Source organism: Aquitalea pelogenes, assembly GCF_041914625.1.
Lineage (GTDB): Bacteria > Pseudomonadota > Gammaproteobacteria > Burkholderiales > Chromobacteriaceae > Aquitalea > Aquitalea pelogenes.
This window is the reverse complement of record NZ_JAYSDA010000004.1, coordinates 170,082-193,662: the sequence shown is the minus strand read 5'-3', so window position 1 is coordinate 193,662 and position 23,581 is coordinate 170,082. Positions and strand designations below refer to the sequence as shown.

The 23,581-nt window shown below is 52.4% G+C and carries 22 protein-coding genes; 18 read left to right on the top strand and 4 right to left on the bottom strand.

The features are described 5' to 3' along the window. Positions 1-58: 58 nt before the first annotated feature. A complete protein-coding gene (gene fabG / locus ACE3SE_RS05380) occupies positions 59-799 on the top strand; it encodes a 3-oxoacyl-ACP reductase FabG (protein WP_131358243.1) in 741 nt (246 codons plus the stop codon). Between the two features lie 153 nt (positions 800-952). Here fabG and cysB read toward each other — a convergent pair whose 3' ends face one another. Beyond that, a complete protein-coding gene (cysB, locus tag ACE3SE_RS05375) occupies positions 953-1,897 on the bottom strand; it encodes an HTH-type transcriptional regulator CysB (RefSeq protein WP_062787463.1) in 945 nt (314 codons plus the stop codon). Positions 1,898-2,019: 122 nt separating this feature from the next. Between cysB and ACE3SE_RS05370 the strand changes: the two genes are divergently transcribed. From ACE3SE_RS05370 to ispH, 8 genes are all read left to right on the top strand, one after another. After that, positions 2,020-2,724, top strand: a complete 705-nt coding sequence (locus ACE3SE_RS05370; RefSeq protein WP_045847601.1) for a phosphoadenylyl-sulfate reductase — start codon at positions 2,020-2,022, stop codon at positions 2,722-2,724. A 46-nt stretch (positions 2,725-2,770) separates the two neighbouring features. Next, positions 2,771-4,429: a nitrite/sulfite reductase gene (locus ACE3SE_RS05365; RefSeq protein ID WP_374554160.1), complete on the top strand. Its 1,659-nt coding sequence runs from the start codon at positions 2,771-2,773 to the stop codon at positions 4,427-4,429. Continuing rightward, entirely contained in the window at positions 4,413-4,925 is a 513-nt protein-coding gene (locus ACE3SE_RS05360) for a DUF934 domain-containing protein (protein WP_045847599.1), read from the top strand. Before ACE3SE_RS05365 ends, ACE3SE_RS05360 begins: the two co-directional genes overlap by 17 nt. Before the next feature lie 238 nt (positions 4,926-5,163). Further along, positions 5,164-5,838: an OmpA family protein gene (locus tag ACE3SE_RS05355; protein WP_374554159.1), complete on the top strand. Its 675-nt coding sequence runs from the start codon at positions 5,164-5,166 to the stop codon at positions 5,836-5,838. A gap of 130 nt (positions 5,839-5,968) precedes the next feature. Next, the gene (locus tag ACE3SE_RS05350; protein WP_062787476.1) at positions 5,969-6,904 is read left to right on the top strand and encodes a bifunctional riboflavin kinase/FAD synthetase; all 936 of its coding nucleotides are present in this window, start codon (positions 5,969-5,971) and stop codon (positions 6,902-6,904) included. Further along, the gene (ileS, locus tag ACE3SE_RS05345; protein WP_374554158.1) at positions 6,901-9,687 is read left to right on the top strand and encodes an isoleucine--tRNA ligase; all 2,787 of its coding nucleotides are present in this window, start codon (positions 6,901-6,903) and stop codon (positions 9,685-9,687) included. Before ACE3SE_RS05350 ends, ileS begins: the two co-directional genes overlap by 4 nt. Before the next feature lie 71 nt (positions 9,688-9,758). After that, positions 9,759-10,250 carry a signal peptidase II gene (gene lspA / locus ACE3SE_RS05340; RefSeq protein WP_231588895.1) on the top strand — a complete coding sequence of 164 codons (492 nt, stop codon included), beginning with the start codon at positions 9,759-9,761 and terminating at the stop codon, positions 10,248-10,250. Positions 10,251-10,298: 48 nt separating this feature from the next. Continuing rightward, positions 10,299-11,234, top strand: a complete 936-nt coding sequence (gene ispH / locus ACE3SE_RS05335) for a 4-hydroxy-3-methylbut-2-enyl diphosphate reductase (RefSeq protein WP_045847594.1) — start codon at positions 10,299-10,301, stop codon at positions 11,232-11,234. A 66-nt stretch (positions 11,235-11,300) separates the two neighbouring features. On the opposite strand, the gene iclR is transcribed toward ispH, so the two are convergent. Then, a complete protein-coding gene (iclR, locus tag ACE3SE_RS05330; RefSeq protein ID WP_374554157.1) occupies positions 11,301-12,146 on the bottom strand; it encodes a glyoxylate bypass operon transcriptional repressor IclR in 846 nt (281 codons plus the stop codon). Between the two features lie 301 nt (positions 12,147-12,447). Here iclR and gcl point away from each other — a divergent pair, with 301 nt between their 5' ends. The 3 genes from gcl to ACE3SE_RS05315 are packed head-to-tail and all read left to right on the top strand — an operon-like array spanning position 12,448 to position 15,942. After that, positions 12,448-14,193, top strand: a complete 1,746-nt coding sequence (gene gcl / locus ACE3SE_RS05325; protein ID WP_374554156.1) for a glyoxylate carboligase — start codon at positions 12,448-12,450, stop codon at positions 14,191-14,193. Positions 14,194-14,252: 59 nt separating this feature from the next. After that, positions 14,253-15,029, top strand: coding sequence for a hydroxypyruvate isomerase (gene hyi, locus ACE3SE_RS05320; RefSeq protein WP_131358263.1), 777 nt, complete (start codon positions 14,253-14,255; stop codon positions 15,027-15,029). A gap of 25 nt (positions 15,030-15,054) precedes the next feature. After that, positions 15,055-15,942 carry a 2-hydroxy-3-oxopropionate reductase gene (locus tag ACE3SE_RS05315; RefSeq protein ID WP_374554155.1) on the top strand — a complete coding sequence of 296 codons (888 nt, stop codon included), beginning with the start codon at positions 15,055-15,057 and terminating at the stop codon, positions 15,940-15,942. 178 nt (positions 15,943-16,120) lie between these two features. Here ACE3SE_RS05315 and ACE3SE_RS05310 read toward each other — a convergent pair whose 3' ends face one another. After that, entirely contained in the window at positions 16,121-17,362 is a 1,242-nt protein-coding gene (locus ACE3SE_RS05310; RefSeq protein WP_374554154.1) for a urate hydroxylase PuuD, read from the bottom strand. A 30-nt stretch (positions 17,363-17,392) separates the two neighbouring features. Then, positions 17,393-17,746, bottom strand: a complete 354-nt coding sequence (uraH, locus tag ACE3SE_RS05305; protein ID WP_374554153.1) for a hydroxyisourate hydrolase — start codon at positions 17,744-17,746, stop codon at positions 17,393-17,395. Positions 17,747-18,379: 633 nt separating this feature from the next. Here uraH and puuE point away from each other — a divergent pair. The 6 genes from puuE (at position 18,380) to ACE3SE_RS05275 (ending at position 23,572) form a co-directional block, all read left to right on the top strand. Further along, positions 18,380-19,318 (top strand): allantoinase PuuE, encoded by a 939-nt coding sequence (puuE, locus tag ACE3SE_RS05300; RefSeq protein WP_374554152.1) that lies wholly within the window; start codon positions 18,380-18,382, stop codon positions 19,316-19,318. Then, the gene (gene uraD, locus ACE3SE_RS05295) at positions 19,315-19,845 is read left to right on the top strand and encodes a 2-oxo-4-hydroxy-4-carboxy-5-ureidoimidazoline decarboxylase (RefSeq protein ID WP_374554151.1); all 531 of its coding nucleotides are present in this window, start codon (positions 19,315-19,317) and stop codon (positions 19,843-19,845) included. Before puuE ends, uraD begins: the two co-directional genes overlap by 4 nt. Then, positions 19,842-20,468, top strand: a complete 627-nt coding sequence (locus ACE3SE_RS05290) for a LysE family translocator (RefSeq protein ID WP_374554150.1) — start codon at positions 19,842-19,844, stop codon at positions 20,466-20,468. The genes uraD and ACE3SE_RS05290 overlap by 4 nt, the downstream gene beginning before the upstream one ends. Positions 20,469-20,506: 38 nt before the next feature. Continuing rightward, a complete protein-coding gene (gene alc / locus ACE3SE_RS05285; protein ID WP_374554149.1) occupies positions 20,507-21,550 on the top strand; it encodes an allantoicase in 1,044 nt (347 codons plus the stop codon). A 31-nt stretch (positions 21,551-21,581) separates the two neighbouring features. After that, on the top strand, positions 21,582-22,085 hold the full coding sequence (locus ACE3SE_RS05280; RefSeq protein ID WP_131358286.1) for an ureidoglycolate lyase: 504 nt from the start codon (positions 21,582-21,584) through the stop codon (positions 22,083-22,085). 131 nt (positions 22,086-22,216) lie between these two features. Continuing rightward, positions 22,217-23,572, top strand: a complete 1,356-nt coding sequence (locus tag ACE3SE_RS05275) for a nucleobase:cation symporter-2 family protein (RefSeq protein WP_045847584.1) — start codon at positions 22,217-22,219, stop codon at positions 23,570-23,572. Positions 23,573-23,581: the final 9 nt, after the last annotated feature.

The window sequence follows — 23,581 nt, the reverse complement described above, 5'->3', positions numbered from 1 at the left end:
CCCGAAAGTCGACCCGACACCGGGTTGCCTGCAACCTCAAGTTAATGAAGGAAGAACCATGCGATTGAAAGGGAAAGTCTCCATCATCACTGGCGCTGCCAGCGGTATCGGTAAGGCGACTGCAGAGAAGTTTGTCAAGGAAGGTGCCATTGTTGCCGTCTGTGACCTGAACATCGATGCCGTGAATGTTGTGGTGGAAGAACTCAAGGCTCAGGGCGGGGAAGCTGTAGGCTACCTGGTCAATGTCACGGACAAGGCGCAGATTGCCGATATGGTTGGCGATCTGAAAAACCGTTTTGGCCGTATCGACGTGCTGGTCAACAATGCCGGTATCGTGATGGATGCCCAGCTGATCAAGATGACCGACGACCAGTTCGACAAGGTGATCGACATCAACCTGAAGGGTGTTTACAACTGCGCCCGCGCCGTGGTGGATACCATGGTTGAACAGGGTGGCGGTGTGATCCTGAACGCCTCCTCCGTTGTTGGCGTATATGGCAACTTTGGCCAGACCAACTACGCAGCCACCAAGTTTGGCGTGATCGGCTTTGTCAAAACCTGGGCCAAGGAATTGGGCAAGAAAGGCATCCGTGCCAACGCCGTATGCCCGGGCTTTGTGGCAACGCCCATCTTGAAATCCATGCCGGAAAAAGTCATCCAGGCCATGGAAGACAAGGTGCCGATGAAGCGTATGGCAGACCCGAGCGAAATCGCCAACGTCTATGCCTTCCTGGCATCGGACGAAGCCAGCTACATCAATGGTGCCGCCATTGAAGTAACCGGCGGCCTGACTCTGTAACCAGCAGCAGGTCGACGCAGCAAAAACGCCCCGGCATGCCGGGGCGTTTGCTTGTCGGAGCGTTGAGCCTGCTGTGTGCAGTGGCTAATAAAATAGTACTGCGCCCCTGAAGCAGGAAGGCACAACGCTGGAATGGAGGGGTGTTGTCGGGTCTTAGTCGTCCAGATCGCTGTCATGGGCAAGCAGGGCTGCTTCCACTTCGCGGCGGTGCAGATGCGGCGCAAACAGTTCGACAAAGGTATAGGCAAAGCCGCGCAGGTAGGCGTCCTTGCGAATGCCGATCTTGGTAGTGGACGGCTCGAACAGATGCCCTGCGTCGATAATGCGCAAGCCGGCATCGCGATTGGGCTCGAATGCCATGCTGGCGATGATGCCGATGCCCAGGCCCAGGGCAACATAGGTCTTGATCACATCCGTATCGATGGCGGTCAGCACGACATTGGGGCTCAGCCCTTGGTCGGCAAAGGCTTTGTTGATCTTTGAGCGGCCGGCAAAGGCAAAGTCGTAGGTGACAATCGGATAGCTGGCGATGTCAGCCAGGGTGAGCGGACGATCCAGCTGCAACAAGGGGTGGTCTTGCGGGACAACCACCGAGCGGTTCCACTCATAGCAAGGCAGCATGGCCAGCTCTTTATAAAGAGCGATGCCCTCGGTGGCCACGGCCAGGTCCGCCTCGCCGGAAACCACCATCTCGCAAATCTGGGTGGGGCTGCCTTGCTTGATCGACAGCTTGACCTTGGGATAGCGTTGCACGAAAGCGGCAATGGTGGGGGGCAGGGCATAGCGTGCCTGGGTGTGGGTGGTGGCAATGGTGAGTGCACCTTCCGATTCGCGCGAGAATTCATCCCCGACGCGCTTCAGGTTTTGCGCTTCGCGCAGGATGCGCTCGGAAATGCGCAACACTTCCTTGCCCGGTTCAGATACCGAAACCACGCGCTTGCCATTGCGGATAAACACCTGGATGCCCAGCTCGTCTTCCAGCAAGCGGATTTGTTTGGAAATGCCCGGTTGCGAAGTGTGCAGTTTCTCTGCCGCTTCGGACACGTTCAGACCCTGTTTGGCCACTTCGACCAGATAGCGCAGCTGTTGCAGTTTCATAAGACGGGCATATTCCATAAAACCTGTAGGCATTAAATACTAACACAATATTCTTTTAGGTTTATATAGGGCTTGGGTAGGATGATGCCCTAGCCAGACTTTACCTATTCGTGGAGCGCTCGATGAGCCTGGATGTAAAACTTGCAGCAACTCAAGCCCTGTTGACCGAAATTGCCGCCAAACACCCTGACGCAGTGCTGGCCAACAGCTATGGTGCCGAAGACATGGTGCTGACCGACCTGATCGCCCGCCTGTCCCTGCCGCTGCAGGTGTTCAGCCTGGACACCGGTCGCCTGCCTGCCGAAACCTATACCCTGATGCAGCAGGTGGCCGAGCGTTATCCTGCGGTAGCGGTCAAGGTTTACTTCCCGGAAACCGCTGCAACCGAAAGTTATGTCAACACGCATGGCATCAACGGTTTCTATCAAAGCGTTGAATTGCGCAAGTCCTGTTGCCAGATCCGCAAGATCGAGCCGCTGAAGCGCGCCCTGGCAGGCAAGTCGGCATGGATTACCGGCCTGCGACGCGAACAGTCGCCCACCCGGCAAGACCTGGGTAATCAGGAGTTTGACGCAGACAACGGCTTGATGAAATTCAATCCGCTGATCGAGTGGACCGAGGCCGAAGTATGGGAGTACATCCGCAGCAACGATGTGCCGTACAACGCCCTGCATGATCAGCGATATCCTTCCATCGGCTGCGCTCCTTGCACCCGCGCCATCACCGTTGGCGAAGATGTGCGAGCCGGACGCTGGTGGTGGGAAAACCCGGAATCGAAAGAGTGCGGACTGCACATCAAATCCAGTCCTCTCAAGCGCCCAGCATAAGGCTGGCCGTTCCTACCAGGCCAACCTTACCCAAGGACAAGCAACCATGTACCGTTATGATGAAGTCGACCATCGCATTGTGCGCGAGAGAGTTGAACAGTTTCGCGATCAGACCCAGCGCTTTCTGAGCGGCGCGCTGACTGAAGACGAATTCCGCCCACTGCGCCTGATGAATGGCCTGTATGTGCAGCGCCATGCGCCCATGCTGCGTGTGGCCATTCCCTATGGTCACCTGTCCAGCCGTCAACTGCGCAAGCTGGCGCACATTGCCCGCACCTACGACAGGAACTACGCTCACTTCACCACGCGTCAGAACATCCAGTTCAACTGGCCGGAACTGGCGCGCGTGCCGGATATTCTGGCCGAACTGGCCGAAGTGGAAATGCATGCCATCCAGACTTCCGGCAACTGCGTGCGCAATACCACCACGGATGCCTTTGCCGGCGTCGCCCAGGACGAATTGCTCGATCCGCGTGCCTACTGCGAAATCATCCGCCAGTGGAGCACCCTGCACCCGGAATTTGCCTTCCTGCCGCGCAAGTTCAAGATTGCCGTATCCGGCAGCGTGGAAGACCGTGCCGCAACGCAAGTACACGACATCGGCCTGCATGTAGTGCGCAATGAGGCGGGTGAAGTCGGCTTCAAGGTGATTGTCGGCGGTGGTCTGGGGCGTACCCCGATTGTTGGCGAGGTAGTGAAGGAATTCCTGCCGACCCGCCATCTGCTGACCTATCTGGATGCGGTGCTGCGCGTTTATAACCGTTTTGGTCGCCGTGACAACAAGTACAAGGCGCGGATCAAGATTCTGGTCAAAGCCATGACTGTTGAGGGCTTTGCCGCCAAGGTAGAAGACGAATGGCTGCATCTGAAAGATGGCCCATCCACCCTGCGGGATGTGGATGTTGCCCATTACGCCAGTTACTTCACCGATCCGGCCTATGACGTGCTGCAGTCCAATCCGCCGGAACTGACAGACAAACTGGCTGTAGAGCCTGCATTTGCCCGTTGGCTGGAGCGCAACACCCGTCCTCACAAACAGGCCGGCTATCGTTCTGTCGTACTGTCATTGAAGAAGACCGGCGTACCGCCGGGCGATATCACCGCAGAACAGATGGACGCCGCTGCCGACTGGGCGGACCGCTTTGGCTATGGTGAGCTTCGTGTGGCGCATGAGCAGAACCTGATCCTGCCGGATGTACGCGAACGGGACTTGTATGAAGTATGGCAACTGGCCAAGAGCCAGGGCTTTGCCACCCCCAATGTCGGTTTGCTCACCGACATCATCTGCTGCCCTGGCGGTGACTTCTGCAGCCTGGCCAATGCGCGTTCCATTCCGGTTGCTGAAGCCATCCAGACCCGCTTTGAGGATCTGGATTACCTGTTCGACCTCGGCGAGATTGATTGCAATTTCTCCGGCTGCATGAACGCTTGCGGTCACCATCACATCGGTAATATCGGCATTCTTGGTGTGGATAAGAATGGTGAGGAGTGGTATCAGATTACGCTGGGCGGCAGTCAGGGAAGTCATACCACCATCGGTAAGGTAATCGGCCCCTCCTTTGCCCAGGCTGATGTGCCACTGGCTTTTGAAAAAATCATGACGGTCTATCTGGAGCAGCGCACAAACGGAGAGCGCTTTATTGAAACCGTACGCCGTATCGGCCTCGACCCCTTCAAGGAGCGCGTGTATGCGAAGCATCATTAAGGATGGACAAATTACGCAGGACAGCTGGCAGGTATTGCGTGCTGATGAGCAAGGCCAATACCCGCAAGTGGCTGCGGATGTCGATGTGATCGTTCCCCTTGCATTGTGGCTGGCGGACAAGTCTGCCTGGCAGGGCCGGGTTGGCAAAACGGCAGTGTGGCTGGCTCCGGATGCCGATCCGGCCTTGTTGGCCGCTGATTTGCCGGACTTGCCTCTGGTTGCGGTCGATTTCCCGGCCTTTACGGATGGTCGCGGTTACAGTCTCGGTCGCTTGTTGCGGGAGCGCTACAGCTATGCCGGTGAGCTAAGAGCGCTCGGCGACGTATGGGTGGATTTGCTGCACTATCTGTGGCAAGTCGGCTTCAATGCCTTCGAAATCAAGGATGGCAAGGACACTGATGGTGCGCTGGCCGGATATGACACCTTCACGGAACGTTACCAATCGACACACAGGGAACCTGTTCCGCTGTTTCGTCGGCGTGTAACATCTCAGTGATAGTGTCGTGTGAATGAGACAGAATGACGGCTTGGCTGCAGATTTATGATGCTTTTCTGCAACAATTCCGCTGCTTTTGCCGTCGTGCTGTGTTGACACCGGATAGACGCATTTCTATAGTGCCCGTTAACTGCATAAACACAGTTTGGCGCTTACCCTGTTGTTTGCAGTAGAATTGTCCGCGTGGTGTTTGCGTCAACCGCATCAATACCGATTCATAGATAAAAGAGGGAATAATATGACTAAACAGCTGAAACTGAGCGCCTTGGTTGCTGCTCTGCTGGTTTCCGCTAGCGCGTTCGCAGCTAAGCCGGGCTACACCGTTGATCAATCCACCGATGCCGTTTCCCGTAATAACTATGGCGAATGCTGGCATACCGCTTACTTCGACAAGGCCAAGGAAGGCCTGGTTGAGTGTGGTGATCGCGAAGCTGCCAAGCCGGTTGCTCCGGTAGCTCAGGCTCCGAAGGCTGCTCCGGTTTCCGTGAAGGAACACGTAACCCTGTCCGCCAAGGTTCTGTTCAACTTCGACAAGGCTACCCTGCGTCCGGATGCCAAGAGCGAACTGGATCCGCTGGTTGCCAAGCTGAAGGCACACGCTGGCCAAGGTCAACTGAACGGTGTTGAAATCGACGGTTACACCGATTTCATGGGTTCCGACAAGCTGAACAACGCCCTGTCCCAGAAGCGTGCTGATGCTGTTAAGGCTTACTTCGTTGACGCTGGTGTACCGGCTGAGAAGGTTACTGCCGTAGGCAAGGGCAAGGCTGATGCCAAGATGACCGACGAGTGCAAGGCCAAGTTCCCGAAATACGCCAAGAACAAGAAGCAGAATGCTGAAATCAAGGCCTGCATCGAGCCGGATCGTCGTGTTGATGTTGTAATCGACGCTGTTAAAGTTACCACCAAGTAATTTGCGCTGGTAAACACCGAAAAGCCCCACAAACGTGGGGCTTTTTTGTTTTGTCACTTCTGATTACATGGCTGGACGCTACTGCTTGCCGGCGGCTACAATCATAAGTTTTCAGGATGCTAGGCGTCAGATGCAGGTATTTCTAGGAGATCCACGACGTTTCGGGCTCGCTGGCTGTGCATTGACCATTGGGAACTTTGATGGCGTGCATCTTGGCCATCAGCACATGCTGCGGCGTCTCAAGGACGAGGCTACCGCGCGCGCCTTGCCTACAGCCTTGCTGACATTCGAGCCGCATCCTCGTGAGTTCTTTACCCGAAGTAATCCTCCCGCCCGCTTGTCCACCTTGCGCGATAAGCTGAATGTCCTGCAAGCCTCTGGCTTGCTGGATTATGTGTTTGTCTTTCGCTTCAATCAGCGTTTTGCGAGCATGACTGCGCAGGATTTTATCCAGGATGTTCTGGTTCGGGACCTGAAAACGCGCTATTTGCTGATCGGTGATGACTTTCAGTTTGGTGCTGCGCGCCAGGGCAATTTTCAACTGTTGTCCGCCTGTCCGCATTTTGTGACTGAAGCGATGCCATCGGTTCTGGTACAGGGAGAACGCGCATCCAGCACGCTGGTGCGCGAACGACTAGCCTTGGGAGACCTGGACGCAGCCAATGCATTGCTGGGACGGCGCTACCAGATCTCCGGCAAGGTCATGCATGGGCAGAAGCTGGGGCGCACCATTGGTTTCCCCACGGTCAATGTGCATTTGCCACACCTGAAACCCGCTTTGCAAGGTGTGTTTGTGGTAGAAGTAGATACCCCGTTCGGACGCAAGGGCGGGGTGGCCAGTCTGGGGCTCAACCCTACGGTCAGCAATAGCAGTGATTACAAACTGGAAGCGCACCTGTTTGATTTTGCCGGCGATCTCTATGGCCAGCGTGTCACGGTGCATTTCCTGAAGAAGTTGCGCGATGAAGAGCGCTACGACAATTTACCGGCATTGGTAGCGCAGATAGAACGAGACGCTGCCAGTGCCCATACTTATTTGACCAGTTTGCAGCGAGAGCAGGCATGAGCATCGATTACCGTAAAACCGTCAACCTGCTGGATACCCCGTTCGCCATGCGAGGGGATCTGGCCAAACGCGAACCTGCCTGGGTCAAGCGTTGGCAGGAACAGAAGCGCTATGACAAAGTGCGCAAATTGTCTGCCGGTCGCCCGAAATTTATCCTGCATGATGGCCCGCCGTATGCCAACGGCGACATCCATATTGGTCATGCGGTCAATAAGGTATTGAAAGACATCATTGTTCGCTCCAAGACGCTGGCAGGTTTTGATGCCCCCTATGTGCCGGGCTGGGACTGCCATGGTCTGCCGATCGAGCTGATGGTGGAAAAGCTGCATGGCAAATCCATTCCTGCCGCCAAGTTTCGCGAGCTGTGCCGCGAATATGCCAAGGAGCAGATTGCCCGTCAGAAGAAGGACTTCATTCGCCTGGGCGTACTGGGTGACTGGGAGAATCCCTACCTGACCATGGATTTCAAGACCGAGGCTGACATCGTGCGCACGCTGGGCACGATTTACAGCAACGGTTATTTGTTCAAGGGCGAAAAGCCCGTGCACTGGTGCATCGAGTGCGGCTCCGCACTGGCTGAAGCCGAAGTCGAGTACGAAGACAAGAACTCTCCGGCAATCGATGTTGGTTTCCGTGTGCTGGATCAGGATAAGCTGGCTAGCGCGTTCGACCTGACTGCCGAGCAGGTGGCCGGTGCCATGGCCGTTATCTGGACCACCACCCCGTGGACACTGCCGGCCAACCAGGCGGTGGCAGTCAGTGCTGCGCTGACTTACCAGTTGATTGATACCCCCAAGGGCAAGCTCATCCTGGTCAAGGAACTGGCCGAGTCTGCACTGCAGCGCTACGGCTTTGCCGATGCCAAGGTGCTGGCAGAGACCACTGGCGACAAGCTGGAAATGCTGCAATTGCAGCATCCGTTCTATGGCCGCAGCGTGCCTGTCATCTGTGGTGACCACGTCACTACCGATGCCGGTACCGGTCTGGTGCATACCGCCCCTGCACACGGTCTGGAAGACTTCCAGGTCGGTCAGCAATACGGCCTGCCGATTGACAACCCGGTGGCGGATGATGGCCGCTACAAGTCCACTACCGAGCTGTTTGCCGGTCTGTCGGTCTGGGAAGCCAATCCCAAAGTCATCGAAACGCTGGAACAGCATGGCACCCTGATTCATCAGGCCCGATTGCTGCATAGCTACCCGCATTGCTGGCGTCACAAGACACCCATCATCTTCCGTGCGACGGCCCAGTGGTTCATCGGCATGGACAAGCAGGGCAAGGATGGTGTGGCACTGCGCGAGCGTGCCAAGAGCGCGGTCGATGCAACCGAATTCTTCCCGGCATGGGGGCGTGCGCGCCTGGAAGCCATGATTGGTAACCGTCCGGACTGGTGTGTATCCCGCCAGCGTAACTGGGGCGTACCGATGACCTTCTTCGTGCACAAGGAAACGGGCGAGCTGCATCCGCGTTCACTGGCCTTGCTGGAAGAAGTGGCACTGCGCATCGAACAGCAGGGTATCGAAGCCTGGTTCAGCCTGGATGCACAGGAGCTGCTGGGTAGCGAAGCCGCCGAGTATCGCAAACTGTCCGACACTCTGGACGTGTGGTTCGACTCCGGTTCCACCCACTTTGCCGTGCTCAAGCAGCGCCCGGAACTAGCCTGGCCGGCTGACTTGTACCTGGAGGGTAGCGACCAGCACCGCGGCTGGTTCCAGTCCTCCCTGCTGACAGGTTGCGCCACCATTGGTCGCGCACCGTACAAGCAATTGCTGACCCATGGTTTCGTAGTGGATGGCAAGGGCCTGAAGATGTCCAAGTCCAAAGGTAATGTCGTAGCGCCGCAAAAGGTGAATGACAGCCTGGGCGCCGACATTCTGCGTCTGTGGGTAGCCTCCACTGATTACTCCGGTGAACTGGCGATTTCCGATGAAATCCTCAAGCGGGTGACCGAAAGCTACCGCCGCCTGCGCAACACCCTGCGCTTCCTGCTGGCCAACCTGTCGGATTTCGATCCGCTGGAAAATGCCGTGCCGTTTGGTGAAATGCTGGAGCTGGATCAATACGCCTTGTTGATGGCGCGTCAGGTTCAGGAAAAAGTGGCGGGCGAACTGTACACCCGTTATGCCTTCCACCATGCCATGCAGGAAGTGGTGAATTACTGCTCGGAAGATCTGGGTGCTTTCTATCTGGACATCATCAAGGACCGTCTGTACACCACCAAGGCGGACAGTCATGCCCGCCGCAGTGCCCAGACAGCGCTCTATCATCTGAGCCGCAGCTTGCTGTTGTTGATTGCACCGGTATTGTGCTTCACCGCAGATGAAGCCTGGGAAGTCCTCACCAAGAGTGATGAAGAGTCCACCCTGTACCACACCTGGCACGAGTTCCCTGCACTCACCGCAGCCAGCGAGCAAGCCTTGCAGCAGAAGTGGCAAGCCATTCGCAGCCTGCGCGCCCAGGTCAACAAGCAGATTGAAGAGCTGCGCAGTGCCGACCAGCTGGGTTCCTCCTTGCAAGCCGAGCTGGATATCGAGGCCGCCGGTGATTTGTACCAGCAACTGGCCAGCCTGGGTGACGACCTCAAGTTTGTGCTCATCGTATCGGCCGCGCGCGTCCGTGAGGCCGAGGAGACCCGCATCACCGTGACACCTTCTGCACACCAGAAATGTGATCGCTGCTGGCACTATCGGGCTGATGTAGGGTCTCATGCCGGTCATGGCGCAGTATGTGGACGTTGCGTCGATAATATCGATGGCAAGGGTGAAGTCAGAGCGCACGCCTGATTGTTCCCGAGCATCCCCCGGACAGGCTCCGGGGGATAGACCGGTAAGGAAGTCATCAAATGGAATCTGTCATGCAGGTGCCTCACGCCAGAGTCTGGAGCAAATGGATGGGGCTGGCATTGCTGGTCATCGTTCTGGACCAGCTCTCCAAGATTTATTTCAATACGCAGTACCAGTTTGGCGAAATGCGGGATGTCATTCCCGGCTATTTCAGCTTCACCCTGATTTACAACCCGGGCGCTGCATTCAGTTTCCTGCGTGATGCAGGTGGCTGGCAGAAGTACTTGTTCACCCTGCTGGCGCTTGGTGTTTCAGCCTATCTGGGCTGGAACATCATCAGGGGTCGCTTTAGCCGTCTGATGAATATTGCTGCCAGCTTCATCATGGGCGGTGCCATCGGGAATGTGATAGACCGGCTGGCCTATGGTCATGTGGTCGATTTCATCCTCGTGCATTACCAGCACAGCTGGTATTACCCTGCTTTTAATCTGGCAGATTCCTTCATTTGTGTCGGTGCCGTGCTGATGGTGCTCGACAGCCTGAAGCAACCCAGAGCGCATTGAACCTGTTTTTGCCATCCATCGTGTGGTGGCGTTTTGCAAGGACTACAGATGACGAAGACCATTATGCTGGCCAACCCGCGTGGCTTTTGTGCCGGGGTGGATCGGGCCATCGCCATCGTCGAGCGTGCCATCGAGAAGTTTGGCGCTCCCATTTATGTCAGGCATGAAGTGGTGCACAACCGCTTTGTCGTGGAAAACCTGCGTGCCAAAGGTGCCATTTTCATCGAAGAGCTGAAAGACGTACCCGCCGGCAGCACACTGGTGTATTCCGCTCATGGTGTGCCGCTGGCTGTGCGTGCCGAAGCCGAGGCGCTCGGCTTGCAAGTGTTTGACGCAACCTGTCCGCTAGTGACCAAGGTGCATGTCGAAGTGAAGCGCATGCACAAGGCCGCGATGGAAATCATCATGATTGGTCATGCCGGACATCCTGAAGTCGAAGGAACCATGGGGCAGGTAGATAGCGGCATGTATCTGGTGGAAAGCGTTGAAGATGTCGCCCGCCTTGAAGTGCGCAATCCTTCAGCGCTGTCTTATGTCAGTCAGACCACGCTTTCCGTCGACGAGACACGGGACATCATCACAGCACTCAAGCAGCGCTTTCCCGCCATTACCAGCCCGAAAAAGGACGATATCTGCTATGCCACGCAGAATCGTCAGGATGCGGTCAAGGTACTGTCCGACCAGTGCGATATCATCGTGGTAGTTGGCTCTCCCAATAGCTCTAACTCCAATCGCCTGCGCGAAGTTGCTGCATTGCGAGGCGTGGACGCGTATATGGTGGACAATGCTTCTTTGCTCAAGCCAGAGTGGTTTGACGGCAAGCAGCGGGTTGGTGTCACTGCGGGTGCTAGCGCTCCGGAAGTGCTGGTCCAGGCGGTTATCGAACAGATTCGCAGCTATGGTGCTGAAAGTGTGTCAGAACTCAGTGGTGTGGAAGAGTCCACCGTTTTTGCCCTGCCGCCAGGTTTGCGAGACCCGCAATAGTTTGAGTTTCTCCGGACAAAGCAAAGGCTCTGCACATGCAGAGCCTTTTTTATTTGGCAGAGGCAGTCAGCTGGGCTTTCTTGCTTTTCCGCCATACAAACGGGTGATTTCGCCAGCAGCCCGCATCACCAGAGAGCCCAGGTGGGTGATGCGCTCATCCGGAATGCGCGATGCAGGTCCGGAAACCGAGATAGCGGCAAACGCATTGCCAGATTCATCGTAAATGCAACTGGCAACACAGCGTAAGCCAACCGCATGCTCACCATCATCAACAGCAAATCCCTGTTTATGGATTTGTGCCATCTCCTCTTTCAGCTGTGCCGGGGTCGTGATGGTATTCCCGGTAAACAGGGGCAGACCGGTCTTCTGCAGGATACGCTCGATGTGCGCTTCATCCTGCGCTGCGAGAAATGCCTTGCCTGCTCCTGATGCATGTAGGGGAAGTCGCCCGCCTATCGGTGCAAGCATGCGCATTAGCTCCCGGCATTGCACTTGTCCCACCACGACGCTTTGCCAGGCGTCAGTGTCGAAAACCACCAGATTGCTGGTTTCACCCGCCGCCTCCATCACTTGTCGCAAGATCGGCATTGCCAGCGTAGACAAGTCGCGGCTGCTCAGAAAGCCACTCCCGACGGTAAACGCGCGGACGCCTATGCTCCACAACCCCAGGTCTCCAGTCTGTTGAACAAAACCCATTTGCTGCATGGTGGTCAGCAAGCGATGTGTCGTGGAGTTTGGCAGCCCGACCTGCATCGAAAGATCGGTCAGCATGATGCCAGCTGGTGCTTCTGCAATGCGTTCAAGCAAAACCAGCCCACGGGTTAGCGATTGCACTTGGCCTGTGCCGGCCACCTGGCCATCGGTACGCTTGCGTATATTGCCACGGGCGGGAAGTGTATCGGCTTTGCTCATAAATCCTCGTTGTTGATTGTGGATCGGGCGCTGTGTGCTGTGCAATTTTACGCCTTAGGTACAGCTGAGTGTAATAACTGCCTGGATAGGAGGTTTTCAAGTTTGAAAAGTAATGAATTGGTCTGTTTTTCCATAAATACAAATTCGATAACTTGATGAAAATAAACGATATTTAATGTAAATTTATAAAAATGGAAACCACTTCCATTTGCCATTGACTGAAAATTGTTGCGCAGGATAGTCTCCAAACAAATAGGCTGCAACCAGTGTGGTGAGGCCTGCTTAACCCAGGAGCTATCCAATGGCCAAAATGCGAGCAATCGAGGCTGCAGTACACGTGCTGATCAAGGAAGGGGTGACCACTGTCTTTGGTGTACCCGGTGCTGCGATCAATCCCATGTATGCCGCCATGAAGAAGATAGGTGGCATACGCCATTTTCTGGCACGCCATGTTGAAGGTGCATCGCACATGGCAGAAGGTTTTACGCGGGCACGGGCTGGCAATATCGGTGTCTGCATTGGTACCTCAGGTCCGGCAGGAACCGATATGATTACCGGCTTGTACTCGGCAGCAGCGGACTCCATTCCCATCCTGTGCATAACCGGGCAGGCACCACGCTCACGCTTGCACAAGGAAGATTTCCAGGCAGTGGATATCAAGGAAATTGCACGTCCGGTATCCAAATGGGCGACTACCGTGATGGAAGCTGCGCAACTGCCAGGCGCATTGCAACAGGCATTTCATTTGATGCGTTCAGGGCGCCCTGGTCCGGTATTGCTGGACCTGCCTTTTGATGTACAAATGACTGAAATTGAATTCGATCCGGAAACCTACCAACCGATACCGGCCTTCAAGCCACGTGCCACGCGTGCACAGGTTGAAAAGGCACTCGCAATGCTGTTGGACGCCGAGCGTCCGGTAATTGTCGCCGGTGGTGGCGTGATCAATGCCAATGCCTCCGCAATGCTGACCGAGTTTGCCGAAATTGTTCAGATTCCGGTGATTCCTACCCTGATGGGATGGGGCTGCATTCCTGATGACCATCCGCTGATGGCCGGTATGGTGGGACTGCAAACCTCACATCGCTATGGCAATGCCACTCTTCTGGCTGCTGATTTTGTCTTTGGTATTGGAAACCGCTGGGCCAACAGGCATACCGGCTCGGTCGAAGTCTATACCCAGGGTCGCAAATTCGTTCACATCGACATTGAACCCACCCAGATCGGACGGGTATTCGCCCCCGATTTTGGTATCACCTCTGATGCTGCCATGGCATTGGAACTAATGATTGAAGTGGCACGTGAATGGCGCGCCCAAGGGCGCTTGACCATTCGGCATGACTGGCTGCAGGCGTGCCAGCAGAGAAAGGCCAGCATGTTGCGACGTTCGGATCACGCCGACACGCCAATCAAACCGATGCGCGTGTATGAAGAGATGAATCGCCATTTTGGGCGCGATGTCCGCTATGTCAGCACCATCGGTCTGTCGCAGATTGCTGCGGCCCAGTTCCTGCATGTTTATCAGCCTCGCAACTGGATCAACTGCGGCCAGGCTGGACCACTGGGCTGGACCATTCCCGCGGCGCTTGGTGCCAAGGTAGCGGATTCCACACGCGAAGTGGTCGCCATCTCCGGGGATTATGACTTCCAGTTCATGGTGGAAGAGCTCGCCGTCGGCGCGCAGTTCCGCATCCCATACATTCATGTGTTGGTTAACAACAGCTATCTGGGGCTTATTCGCCAGGCTCAACGCCAGTTCGATATCGACTACTGCGTACAACTGAGTTTCGAGAACATCAATGCTCCAGAGCTTGGTAGCTATGGTGTTGATCACGTCAAGGTAGTGGAAGGATTGGGCTGTAAAGCAGTACGAGTGACTGACCCGGAGCAGCTGGCAACAGGCTTTGCCGAGGCACGCCGCTTGATGGAAGCATTCTCTGTACCGGTTGTAGTCGAGGTCATCCTTGAACGGGTCACCAATATTGCCATGGGTACTGAAATCAATGCCATCAACGAATTTGAAGATATTGTCGATTTGACCGTGTAAGTCGGCAATAACCATGTGGCCGGCAAACTTGACCGGCCGACATCCTGTGGGAGAGTCCTATGCCAAGATTTGCCGCCAACCTCACCATGCTGTTTAACGAAGTAGATTTTCTGTCACGTTTTCAAGCCGCAGCCAAAGCCGGATTTCGGGGAGTTGAGTACCTGTTTCCCTATGGTTACGACAAACAGCAGCTGGCTGAGCTATTGGATAAGCACCAGCTAGAACAAGTACTACACAACCTTCCGGCAGGTAACTGGGCTGCTGGTGAGCGTGGAATCGCTTGTCTGCCTGACCGTAAAGCAGAATTTCAGGATGGCGTTGGCGAAGCAATCAGCTATGCAAAAGTGCTTGGATGCCGTCAATTAAACGTTCTGGCAGGTATACGCCCCCAAAATGCAGACCCCGATGTCGTACAGGAGACCCTGCACAACAACCTGCGTTTTGCTGCAAAAGCCTTGAAAGCAGAAGGGATCAAGCTATTAGTCGAGCCTATCAATACATTCGATATTCCCGGTTTTGTGGTGTCACGAACCCGACAGGTACTCGCCATGATACGGGAACTTGGCTGCGACAATCTGTATGTCCAGTACGACATTTATCACATGCAACGTATGGAAGGAGAGTTGGCCCAGACACTGCAGCTACAACTACCGCATATCGCACATATCCAGCTGGCAGATAATCCGGGCCGGCACGAGCCTGGCACGGGCGAAATCAATTATTCCTTCTTGTTCAGTTTCTTGGACCGAATTGGATATCAAGGGTGGATTGGCTGCGAATACAAACCTAAAAGTACTACCGTCGCAGGCCTGGGCTGGATGACGCAGTACCAGTAAGTTTGATTAAAACGAGGAGACATAGATGAAAAAAATTGGATTTATCGGACTAGGCATCATGGGTGCTCCTATGGCCAAACACTTGATAGAAGCTGGCCATTCACTATTCGTCAATTCACGCAGCGGCGTACCTCCGTCTTTGGCAAGTTATCAGCTTACTGTTTGTGACAGTGGGAAACAGGTCGCTGAGTTAGCCAACATCATTATTCTGATGCTGCCAGATACCCCAGATGTGGGAGCCGTATTGTTTGGGGCCAATGGCGTGGCTGAAGCAAATCTTAGCGGCAAGGTAGTCGTGGATATGTCATCCATTTCTCCGATTGAAACCAAGAAATTTGCCAGTCGGATAGAGCAATTGGGTGGACACTATCTGGATGCTCCGGTCTCCGGTGGAGAGGTGGGAGCACGTGCAGCCAGCTTATCTATTATGGTAGGAGGGCCACAGCCTGTCTTCGAGCAAATGCTACCCGTATTGCAATTGATGGGGAAAAATATCACCAGGGTTGGTGGCAATGGAGATGGTCAAACTGCCAAGGTAGCCAATCAAATAGTAGTTGCATTGACTATCGAGGCGGTGGGTGAGGCACTACTGTTTGCCTCGCGTGCAGGAGCTAACCCTGAAAAGGTAAGGCAGGCGCTACTTGGAGGCTTTGCTTCTTCCAAAATACTGGAAGTGCATGGTGAACGTATGGTAAAGCGGACATTTGATCCAGGATTCCGAATTACATTGCATCAAAAAGATCTCAATCTGGCGCTAAGCAGCGCCCAGCAAATGGCATTGGCCTTACCTGTAACGGCACTGGCGCAACAGTTGTTTAATAGTTGTGTTGCTCAAGGTGGTGGGGCTTGGGATCATAGTGCAATGGTACGTGCGCTGGAGAAACTATCTGATTATTCTATTCCAGCACAATAGTTTTGAAATAACGATTTGTTGATAGTGTATTACGATCGGGGTGGATTTATCCACCCCATTTTATATTACAAGTTGAATGGATTGAAAATGCACCGCAATCCTGGTTGATGGAAAATGGTTGAAAATAAAAAAGGTGAAACTGATTAAAGTTTCACCTGGATAAAAGAGTGCCTGTTCCTTATGGTGCCCACTGTGAAATCTGAAGTCGCTCCTCGTCGCTCATTTTTGTCAGATTGGCCAAGGGCATGTATTTACTGGCTACTACTTGTTTGATTTTGATGTGATGTCTTTGGATATCCTGATCATTATCAAGTAGTATGCCTGCCGGCGCGGCACTAAATCCGACTTGCGTGGGCCTTGCTGAATGGCACGAAACGCAGCGCTCTTGCAGGATGCGACTGACCATATGGATATTATTGCTTGTAGCAGGCAAGGATTTGTTGTTATTGCTATTGCTACTCCTTGTTTCTGTCGGGACTGTTTTGATGTCAGTGGGTGCCGCTATCATTCCAATGACAAACAAGAGAATTCCACTGGCCGCTGGTAATGTCAGCATATTCTGTCCTTGATGGCGCAGCACAAAATACTGCCTGATTAATGCCCCGGCCAGAATGAATAGCGTCATGATGAACCACGATGCCTCATTACTGTAAGCAAAGGCATAGTGGTTGCTGATCATCAGAAAAACCACAGGTAGCGTAAAGTAGGTATTGTGTACAGACCGTTGTTTTCCCCGCTTACCATCCAGTGGATTGGGTTGTTCTCCAGAGTTAAGTGCTTTTACCATTCTTCGCTGACCCGGAATGATCCAGAAGAATACATTTGCAGACATGCATGTTGCCATTACTGCTCCTGTCAAAAGGAATGCTGCCCGCCCTTGAAATACATGACTGCTGAAGTACGCGACTCCTGACATCAGGATTGCAACAGCTACGCTCAAGAGACCATCTCTTTGCATTTCTGGACTGATTCGGCGACATAACTCGTCGTAAAGTAGCCATCCAACAATAAGCAATGCAAGTGCAGCGACACCGGCTTCTCCTGGGGTCAATACTGCTGCCCAAGCCCAAGGACTTGCCGGGTTAACCAGATAGACAGAAGCATTGCTCAGGTATAGCAAGCAGAACAAGGCAAAGCCTGAAAGCCAAGTAGTGTAAGACTTCCAGAATGACCAGTGTAGCTTTTCATCTAAGGGGAAAGGGGGGTGGGTCAGATATTTCTGATTGTGGTAGAAGCCACCACCGTGTACCGATGACATTTCACCAATCAAGTCATAGCGTGAATCCTTTTCTCCATTTGGCTTTGTCAGGCTGTTGTCTAGCATGACGAAGTAAATTGATTCACCGATCCAGGCAATGGCGGCAATGACATGCAACCAGCGTAGCAGCAGGTTGCCAAACTCCGTGAGATAGCTTTCCATAAGTTTTTTTCCTGATAGAAAGAATAGTAGTCAGCTGCCGCGGTAAGTTGAGTACGTCCATGGTGTGACAATTAGTGGGACATGATAATTTTGACTGGGGTCGGCAATACCAAAGCGCAGTATTACACGGTCTATAAAACTGGGCTGAGCCAGTTTTACGCCTTGCGCAATAAAATAATCTCCTGCATAGAAGATCAGTTCGTAGATGCCGGCTTTCATCTCGTCACCGTTCAATAAAGCCTTGCTGCTCCGACCATCCACATCGGTATGCTGCTGACACAGCAGGCTCCGTTTTTCTTCTGTTACACGGTATAGCTCGAAGTACATCCCCTTTGCGGCCCGACCATGCATGGTGTCCAAAACATGTGTGGAAATATGTCCCATTATTGTCTCCTTGGTAAGAAAGCCCTGTCTTTTAGTTCAGATTGAATTCATTTTTTAGGGTGTTGTAAAGCATGATTTTGGCGATATTGTTTTGTTTTTGTGGTAATTGTCAATATTTGAATGGAGGTGCATGCCATGTTGCGGCAATTAGAAAAGTGAAACACTATCCTTTTTGATGAATAAGTAGATTCTTCCCCTCAATGGCACTATCTCTCATCCGGTTAAGCGTAAATGCCGATAGGCTGTGAGCAGCACGCTTATCCTTGAAAGCTTGTGATGGTGTGATTTTATTCTGTGAGTTGGTCTGAAGCTGTACTTTCAGACATGTTTATCCCGTTGGGAGCTACGGTACGCTTGGTGCTGATGAATCGAAACCGAGTAGATGATCGATTTGCTACTTTCGGTACGAAATCTATGTGGAGAATGCAGAGTGTATTTGAAGCCGTGGATGTGTTGATAAATGCAAAGTACGCCAGCGTATCAGTACTTTGGGGTAGTTATAACAGCTGGTGTGGATTAATGTGTTCAGAATCGGGATGATTGGATATAAATGTTAGCATCGCGTTTGAGTGAATCCATCCTTTTTGTTTTGTCGAGGGTGTCAGTGTATGCCAAGGCGAAGGAGTTCATAGCATGAAGAGAGATTATCCACGCGATATGGTCGGCTATGGGAAACAGCGCCCACAGGTGTGCTGGCCAGGCCAGGCCAGAGTGGCAGTTCAATTTGTTCTCAATTATGAGGAAGGTGGAGAAAGTAATGTTCTTCATGGCGATGCTGTTTCAGAGCAGTTTTTATCAGAAATTGTAGGAGCTGCTGCATATACGGCACGTCATATGTCGATGGAAAGTTTATACGAATATGGGTCACGCGTTGGAGTATGGCGTATTTTGCGTGAATTTGAGCGGCGTGAATTGCCATTGACAGTTTTTGCTGTTGGTATGGCGCTAGAGCGTAATCCGGAAGCTGCAGCTGCATTTGTGGAGCAAGGTCATGAACTGGCATGTCATGGTTATCGCTGGTTACATTACCAAGATATAGATGTAGGGCTGGAGCGAGAGCATATGCAACGTTGTGTTGAAATCGTGCAGCAATATACCGGTGAGCATCCTGCAGGCTGGTATACGGGAAGAGATAGCCCCAATACGCGACGCTTGGTGGTTGAAGAGGGAGGATTTCTATACGACGCCGATAATTATGGTGACGAATTACCCTTTTGGACTGAGGTGCGTTTGCACAATGGGGAATACAAACCTCATCTGGTGCTGCCATATACGCTGGATGTTAACGATATGCGCTTTGCCTCCCCGCAAGGGTTCAATACAGGAAAGCACTTTTATCAGTACCTCAAAGACAGTTTTGATGTGCTGTATGCCGAGGGTGAATCATCCCCGGCAATGCTGTCCATTGGTTTGCACTGCCGCTTGATCGGGCGGCCTGGCCGATTTGCTGCACTGCAAAAATTTCTTGATTACGTTCAACAGCATCAATGGGTATGGATATGCCGCCGCGTTGATATTGCCCGTCACTGGGTACGCCATCATCCTTATTCAGCGCGGGAGGTATGCCCATGAAACCTCGCATGACACTAGAGTTGTTGAACCAACTGCCTTTTGATGATTTTGTTGATGCACTTGGTGGGGTATTCGAACACTCTCCCTGGGTGGCCGAACGTACTGCTGCGTTGCGTCCGTTTCATTCGGTGATGGAACTGGCTGCAGTAATGAGCGCCGAAGTGGAAAAGGCAGGCTATGGTCCGCAGATGGCGTTGATCAGAGCACACCCCGAGTTGGCAGGCAAAGCCGCAGTTCGTGGTGAATTGACCCGGGAGTCCTCGGAAGAGCAGGTGGGAGCCGGGCTGGATCAATGTTCACCCGAAGAGTTCGCCCGGCTGAATCATCTTAATCAGGCTTACCAGGCTAAATTCGGGTTTCCTTTCATTCTTGCCGTTCGTGGATATGACCGAATGGGAATTCTCCGTGAGTTTGAACGACGTTTGGGATCTGAAGTTGAAGAAGAACGTCGAGAGTGCTTGAAGCAAATATACCGCATTGCACGTTTACGCTTGGAGGCCATGTTTCCTGAGGATGTTGCTAGATGACTGCTGAGATGTTGGTCTTGTACCTGTTGGCGATTACGGTAGTGATTGCTGTGCCGGGCCCCTTGTCTCTTTTCATGGTCGGCAACGCAGTGCAATACGGTGTATGGCGGAGTTGGCCAGGTTTTGTTGGAGGAGTTCTGGCATCGGTCAGTTTGTTACTGTTGTCTGCACTAGGGATTGGCTCCCTGTTATTGGCATCTCCTTCTATGTTTTTGCTATTGCAGCTGTTTGGGGCTTGCTATTTGTTATATCTGGGGTTGCGAACATGGCAAGGAAGAATGAAATCTATTCAAGTGGAAATGAGAGGCTTACCGATTGGCACTGAGCTCTTTTCCAAAGCCTTTCTGCTTGGTATCAGTAATCCAAAAGATATTGTGTTTTTTTTGGCACTTTTGCCACAGTTTTTGGTATCAACGCAACCACTGTTTCCTCAACTTGTATGGATGATTGTTGGGTGGATGGTTGTGGATTTTTTTTGCAAGTTTGGCTATGGACTGTTGGCTAATTACTTGCTGTCCAAGATGGCTGGTCTTCGTAAGTTCTTTCTCGCTGTTTCAGCTTTATGTTTTTTCTCTATTGGTGTAGTCCTGCTCGTACAAACCGTAGCACATACTATTCATTAGAATCGTTTTTTGAATATTGATAATAAAGGAGAGACATCATGAGCATTAATTCTCAGCATGAATTCACTGTGCTACATGCCGCGGCAGTAGAGTTGCCCGATTATGCCCGGCGCTATGTGAATCTGGCAGATGCTGATTTTGGAGCCAAGGTTGTACACTGTTCTGATGAATGGTTTGCCCCAGCTGAGCGTATGTTGCAGTCAGCATCACCTGTGTTTTTGGTTGGCAAGTTTGACGATCATGGGAAATGGATGGATGGCTGGGAGACGCAGCGTCGCCGTAATGGAGGACATGACCATGCTGTCATTCAATTGGGTTTGCCAGGCGTAATCAAAGGGATTGATATTGATACCAGCCATTTTACTGGTAATTTCCCACCCGCAGCAGTGCTGGAAGCTTGCTATTCCGATGGAGTGCCCGACGAAAATACGCAATGGACAACGCTTATTCCCGCAGTATCTATAAGCGGTAATGCGCACCATTTTTTTGCCATTGATGAAGCCCGTGTCTGGACTCATGTTCGTTTGAATATTTATCCTGATGGCGGTGTGGCACGACTACGTGTTTATGGAGAGGTTCATATCGACTGGAGTAGTAAGGATAAAAGTGCTTTATACGAAGTATCTGCTCTGCAGCAGGGGGGACGTGTCCTTGCATATAACGATGCTCATTTTGGTGTGCCATTTAGATTGATTATGCCCGGTAGGGGTATCAATATGGGGGATGGGTGGGAAACCCGGCGTCGGCGAGAACCCGGAAATGACTGGTGTATTGTAAAGCTTGGTCATGCGGCAGTGATCGAACGTATTGAAGTTGATACCGCTCATTTCAAGGGTAACTATCCAGATAGTGTTTCCATTCAGGCAGCATTGGTTAATCATGGGGCAGATCAGTCTATTGTGACCCAGGCAATGTTCTGGGGAACTTTGTTGCCAGAACAAAAAACGACCATGGATGCCCAGCACTTTTTCGATCGAGAATATATCCGTCCTTTAGGTCCGGTTAATCATGTGCGGTTGAATATTTTTCCTGATGGAGGCGTCAGTCGTTTGCGTATTTGGGGTCGTTTGGCAAGTGAGTAAAGTCAATAAAATATGAGTGAGGAGAATTATTATGGCTTTGCTTAATTTGGAAGTGCTGACCAAGGAAGCATTTTTACCATTCGGTAATGTAATTGAAATAACGGGTAGTGATTGGTTTCCTATCAATAATGGTAGTACGCGTCGTTATCACAAGCTTGGTCTGGTCGATATTTGCGGGGATGATGGTTTGCCTGCCATCAGTATGGCACGAGGCGTCGCATTTGATTTTCCGCTTAGTATAAGTATGCTGGAGCGGCATCCTTTAGGTAGCCAGTCATTCATTCCTTGTAATGGTGTTTCATTTGTCGTGGTAGTTGCTCCCAGCTTGCCTGATGGAATGCCAGACGAGCGTGGTTTGCGTGCCTTTCATGCCAAATCCGATCAGGGTGTTAACTATTTTCGGAATTGTTGGCACCACCCATTGATCAGCTTGCAGCAGGAAGGCGATTTCATTGTGGTTGACCGTGTAGGCAGTGGTCACAACTGTGATGAAGTGATGCTCTCACAACAATACCAAATCGAAGCTTCCCGCTAGTTTATTTGCCTGATTTTGCTATTTTCCTTGTTGCCGAAGTAACTGGGTGGCCCGCTCATGCTCGTATTTTGCTGGTTTCATCGGTGGACTACACAAGTCATACGGCATGAGCGATGCACAGGAGAGATCTGATGAGCGTAATAAAACCCATTCATCCGGTAGATGAAAAGCTACCATTTCTGCAGTTATTTACTCTTGGACTACAACATGTATTGGTGATGTATGCCGGTGCTGTGGCTGTCCCGCTGATTGTTGGAGGTGCTGTCGGTCTACCCAAAGAGCAAATTGCATTCTTGGTGAGTGCCGATTTGTTCTGTTGTGGCTTAGTTACCTTATTGCAATGTCTGGGTATCAAGGGTTTCGGTATACGCATGCCTGTCATTATGGCAGTTACATTTGCCACGGTTGGGCCAATGATTGCGATCGGACAGAACCCTGAGTTAGGTCTTCCCGGAATTTTTGGGGCAACCATGGCCGCAGGTTTGATATCGCTGCTGCTGGTTCCACTGATCGGCCGTCTGATTCGTTTCTTTCCACCATTGGTCACCGGGGTAGTAATTACTTCTATTGGGCTTTCTATTATTGGCGTCGGTATCAATTGGTCGGCAGGTGGGCTCGGTTCTCCTGATTACGGTAGCCCCTTATATCTGGGAATTTCGTTGACCGTCCTCGTCTTCATCCTGTTGATCATCCGGTTTGCTTCGGGCTTTCTTGCCAATATTTCCATTCTGCTGGGCCTGGTACTTGGCTTTGTCATTGCTTTGTTACTGGGAAAAGTTGATTTTAATGGACTGCAGGATGCCAATTGGTTTGCCATGATTCTGCCTTTCAAGTTTGGTGCACCAAGATTTGAACTATGGTCCATCGTCACATTGACAGTGGTGATGCTGATTGTCTTCATTGAGTCCATGGGCATGTTTCTGGCACTGGGTGAAATCGTAAATCGCCCTGTCAAGCGTCAGGATCTGGTACGTGGTTTGCGTGTCGATGCTGTGGGCACCCTGTTTGGTGGCATGTTCAATACCTTCCCGCATACTTCGTTTTCGCAGAATATCGGACTGGTCAGCATTACCGGTGTGAGTAGCCGCTGGGTGTGCGTGATGTCGGGTTTTATCCTGATTGCTTTCGGGCTGGTACCTAAGATGTCCATTGTTGTGGCCTCCATTCCTCCCTTCGTACTGGGTGGTGCTGGCATCGTGATGTTTGGCATGGTGCTGGCCACTGGCATCAAGGTGTTATCACGTGTGGACTTCCATAATCGTTACAACCTCTACATCGTTGCCATCAGTCTGGGTATGGGCATGATTCCGACAGTTGCCAAGGATTTTTTTGGACAGATGCCCGCAGGTATGGCACCGCTATTACATAGCGGTATCTTGTTGGCAAGCTTGACTGCGGTAATCTTGAATGCCTTTTTCAATGGGCTTGGGAGTAGTGATCTGACCGAAGCCAGCTCGACGGAGGTCATGTCCGTACCTGGACACTAAGTGCTTGAT

Coding starts and splice junctions, on each gene's coding strand:
- fabG (WP_131358243.1), top strand. CDS start 59: ATGCGATTGAAAGGGAAAGTCTCCATCATCACTGGCGCTGCCAGCGGT.
- cysB (WP_062787463.1), bottom strand. CDS start 1,897: ATGAAACTGCAACAGCTGCGCTATCTGGTCGAAGTGGCCAAACAGGGT.
- ACE3SE_RS05370 (WP_045847601.1), top strand. CDS start 2,020: ATGAGCCTGGATGTAAAACTTGCAGCAACTCAAGCCCTGTTGACCGAA.
- ACE3SE_RS05365 (WP_374554160.1), top strand. CDS start 2,771: ATGTACCGTTATGATGAAGTCGACCATCGCATTGTGCGCGAGAGAGTT.
- ACE3SE_RS05360 (WP_045847599.1), top strand. CDS start 4,413: ATGCGAAGCATCATTAAGGATGGACAAATTACGCAGGACAGCTGGCAG.
- ACE3SE_RS05355 (WP_374554159.1), top strand. CDS start 5,164: ATGACTAAACAGCTGAAACTGAGCGCCTTGGTTGCTGCTCTGCTGGTT.
- ACE3SE_RS05350 (WP_062787476.1), top strand. CDS start 5,969: ATGCAGGTATTTCTAGGAGATCCACGACGTTTCGGGCTCGCTGGCTGT.
- ileS (WP_374554158.1), top strand. CDS start 6,901: ATGAGCATCGATTACCGTAAAACCGTCAACCTGCTGGATACCCCGTTC.
- lspA (WP_231588895.1), top strand. CDS start 9,759: ATGCAGGTGCCTCACGCCAGAGTCTGGAGCAAATGGATGGGGCTGGCA.
- ispH (WP_045847594.1), top strand. CDS start 10,299: ATGACGAAGACCATTATGCTGGCCAACCCGCGTGGCTTTTGTGCCGGG.
- iclR (WP_374554157.1), bottom strand. CDS start 12,146: ATGAGCAAAGCCGATACACTTCCCGCCCGTGGCAATATACGCAAGCGT.
- gcl (WP_374554156.1), top strand. CDS start 12,448: ATGGCCAAAATGCGAGCAATCGAGGCTGCAGTACACGTGCTGATCAAG.
- hyi (WP_131358263.1), top strand. CDS start 14,253: ATGCCAAGATTTGCCGCCAACCTCACCATGCTGTTTAACGAAGTAGAT.
- ACE3SE_RS05315 (WP_374554155.1), top strand. CDS start 15,055: ATGAAAAAAATTGGATTTATCGGACTAGGCATCATGGGTGCTCCTATG.
- ACE3SE_RS05310 (WP_374554154.1), bottom strand. CDS start 17,362: ATGGAAAGCTATCTCACGGAGTTTGGCAACCTGCTGCTACGCTGGTTG.
- uraH (WP_374554153.1), bottom strand. CDS start 17,746: ATGGGACATATTTCCACACATGTTTTGGACACCATGCATGGTCGGGCC.
- puuE (WP_374554152.1), top strand. CDS start 18,380: ATGAAGAGAGATTATCCACGCGATATGGTCGGCTATGGGAAACAGCGC.
- uraD (WP_374554151.1), top strand. CDS start 19,315: ATGAAACCTCGCATGACACTAGAGTTGTTGAACCAACTGCCTTTTGAT.
- ACE3SE_RS05290 (WP_374554150.1), top strand. CDS start 19,842: ATGACTGCTGAGATGTTGGTCTTGTACCTGTTGGCGATTACGGTAGTG.
- alc (WP_374554149.1), top strand. CDS start 20,507: ATGAGCATTAATTCTCAGCATGAATTCACTGTGCTACATGCCGCGGCA.
- ACE3SE_RS05280 (WP_131358286.1), top strand. CDS start 21,582: ATGGCTTTGCTTAATTTGGAAGTGCTGACCAAGGAAGCATTTTTACCA.
- ACE3SE_RS05275 (WP_045847584.1), top strand. CDS start 22,217: ATGAGCGTAATAAAACCCATTCATCCGGTAGATGAAAAGCTACCATTT.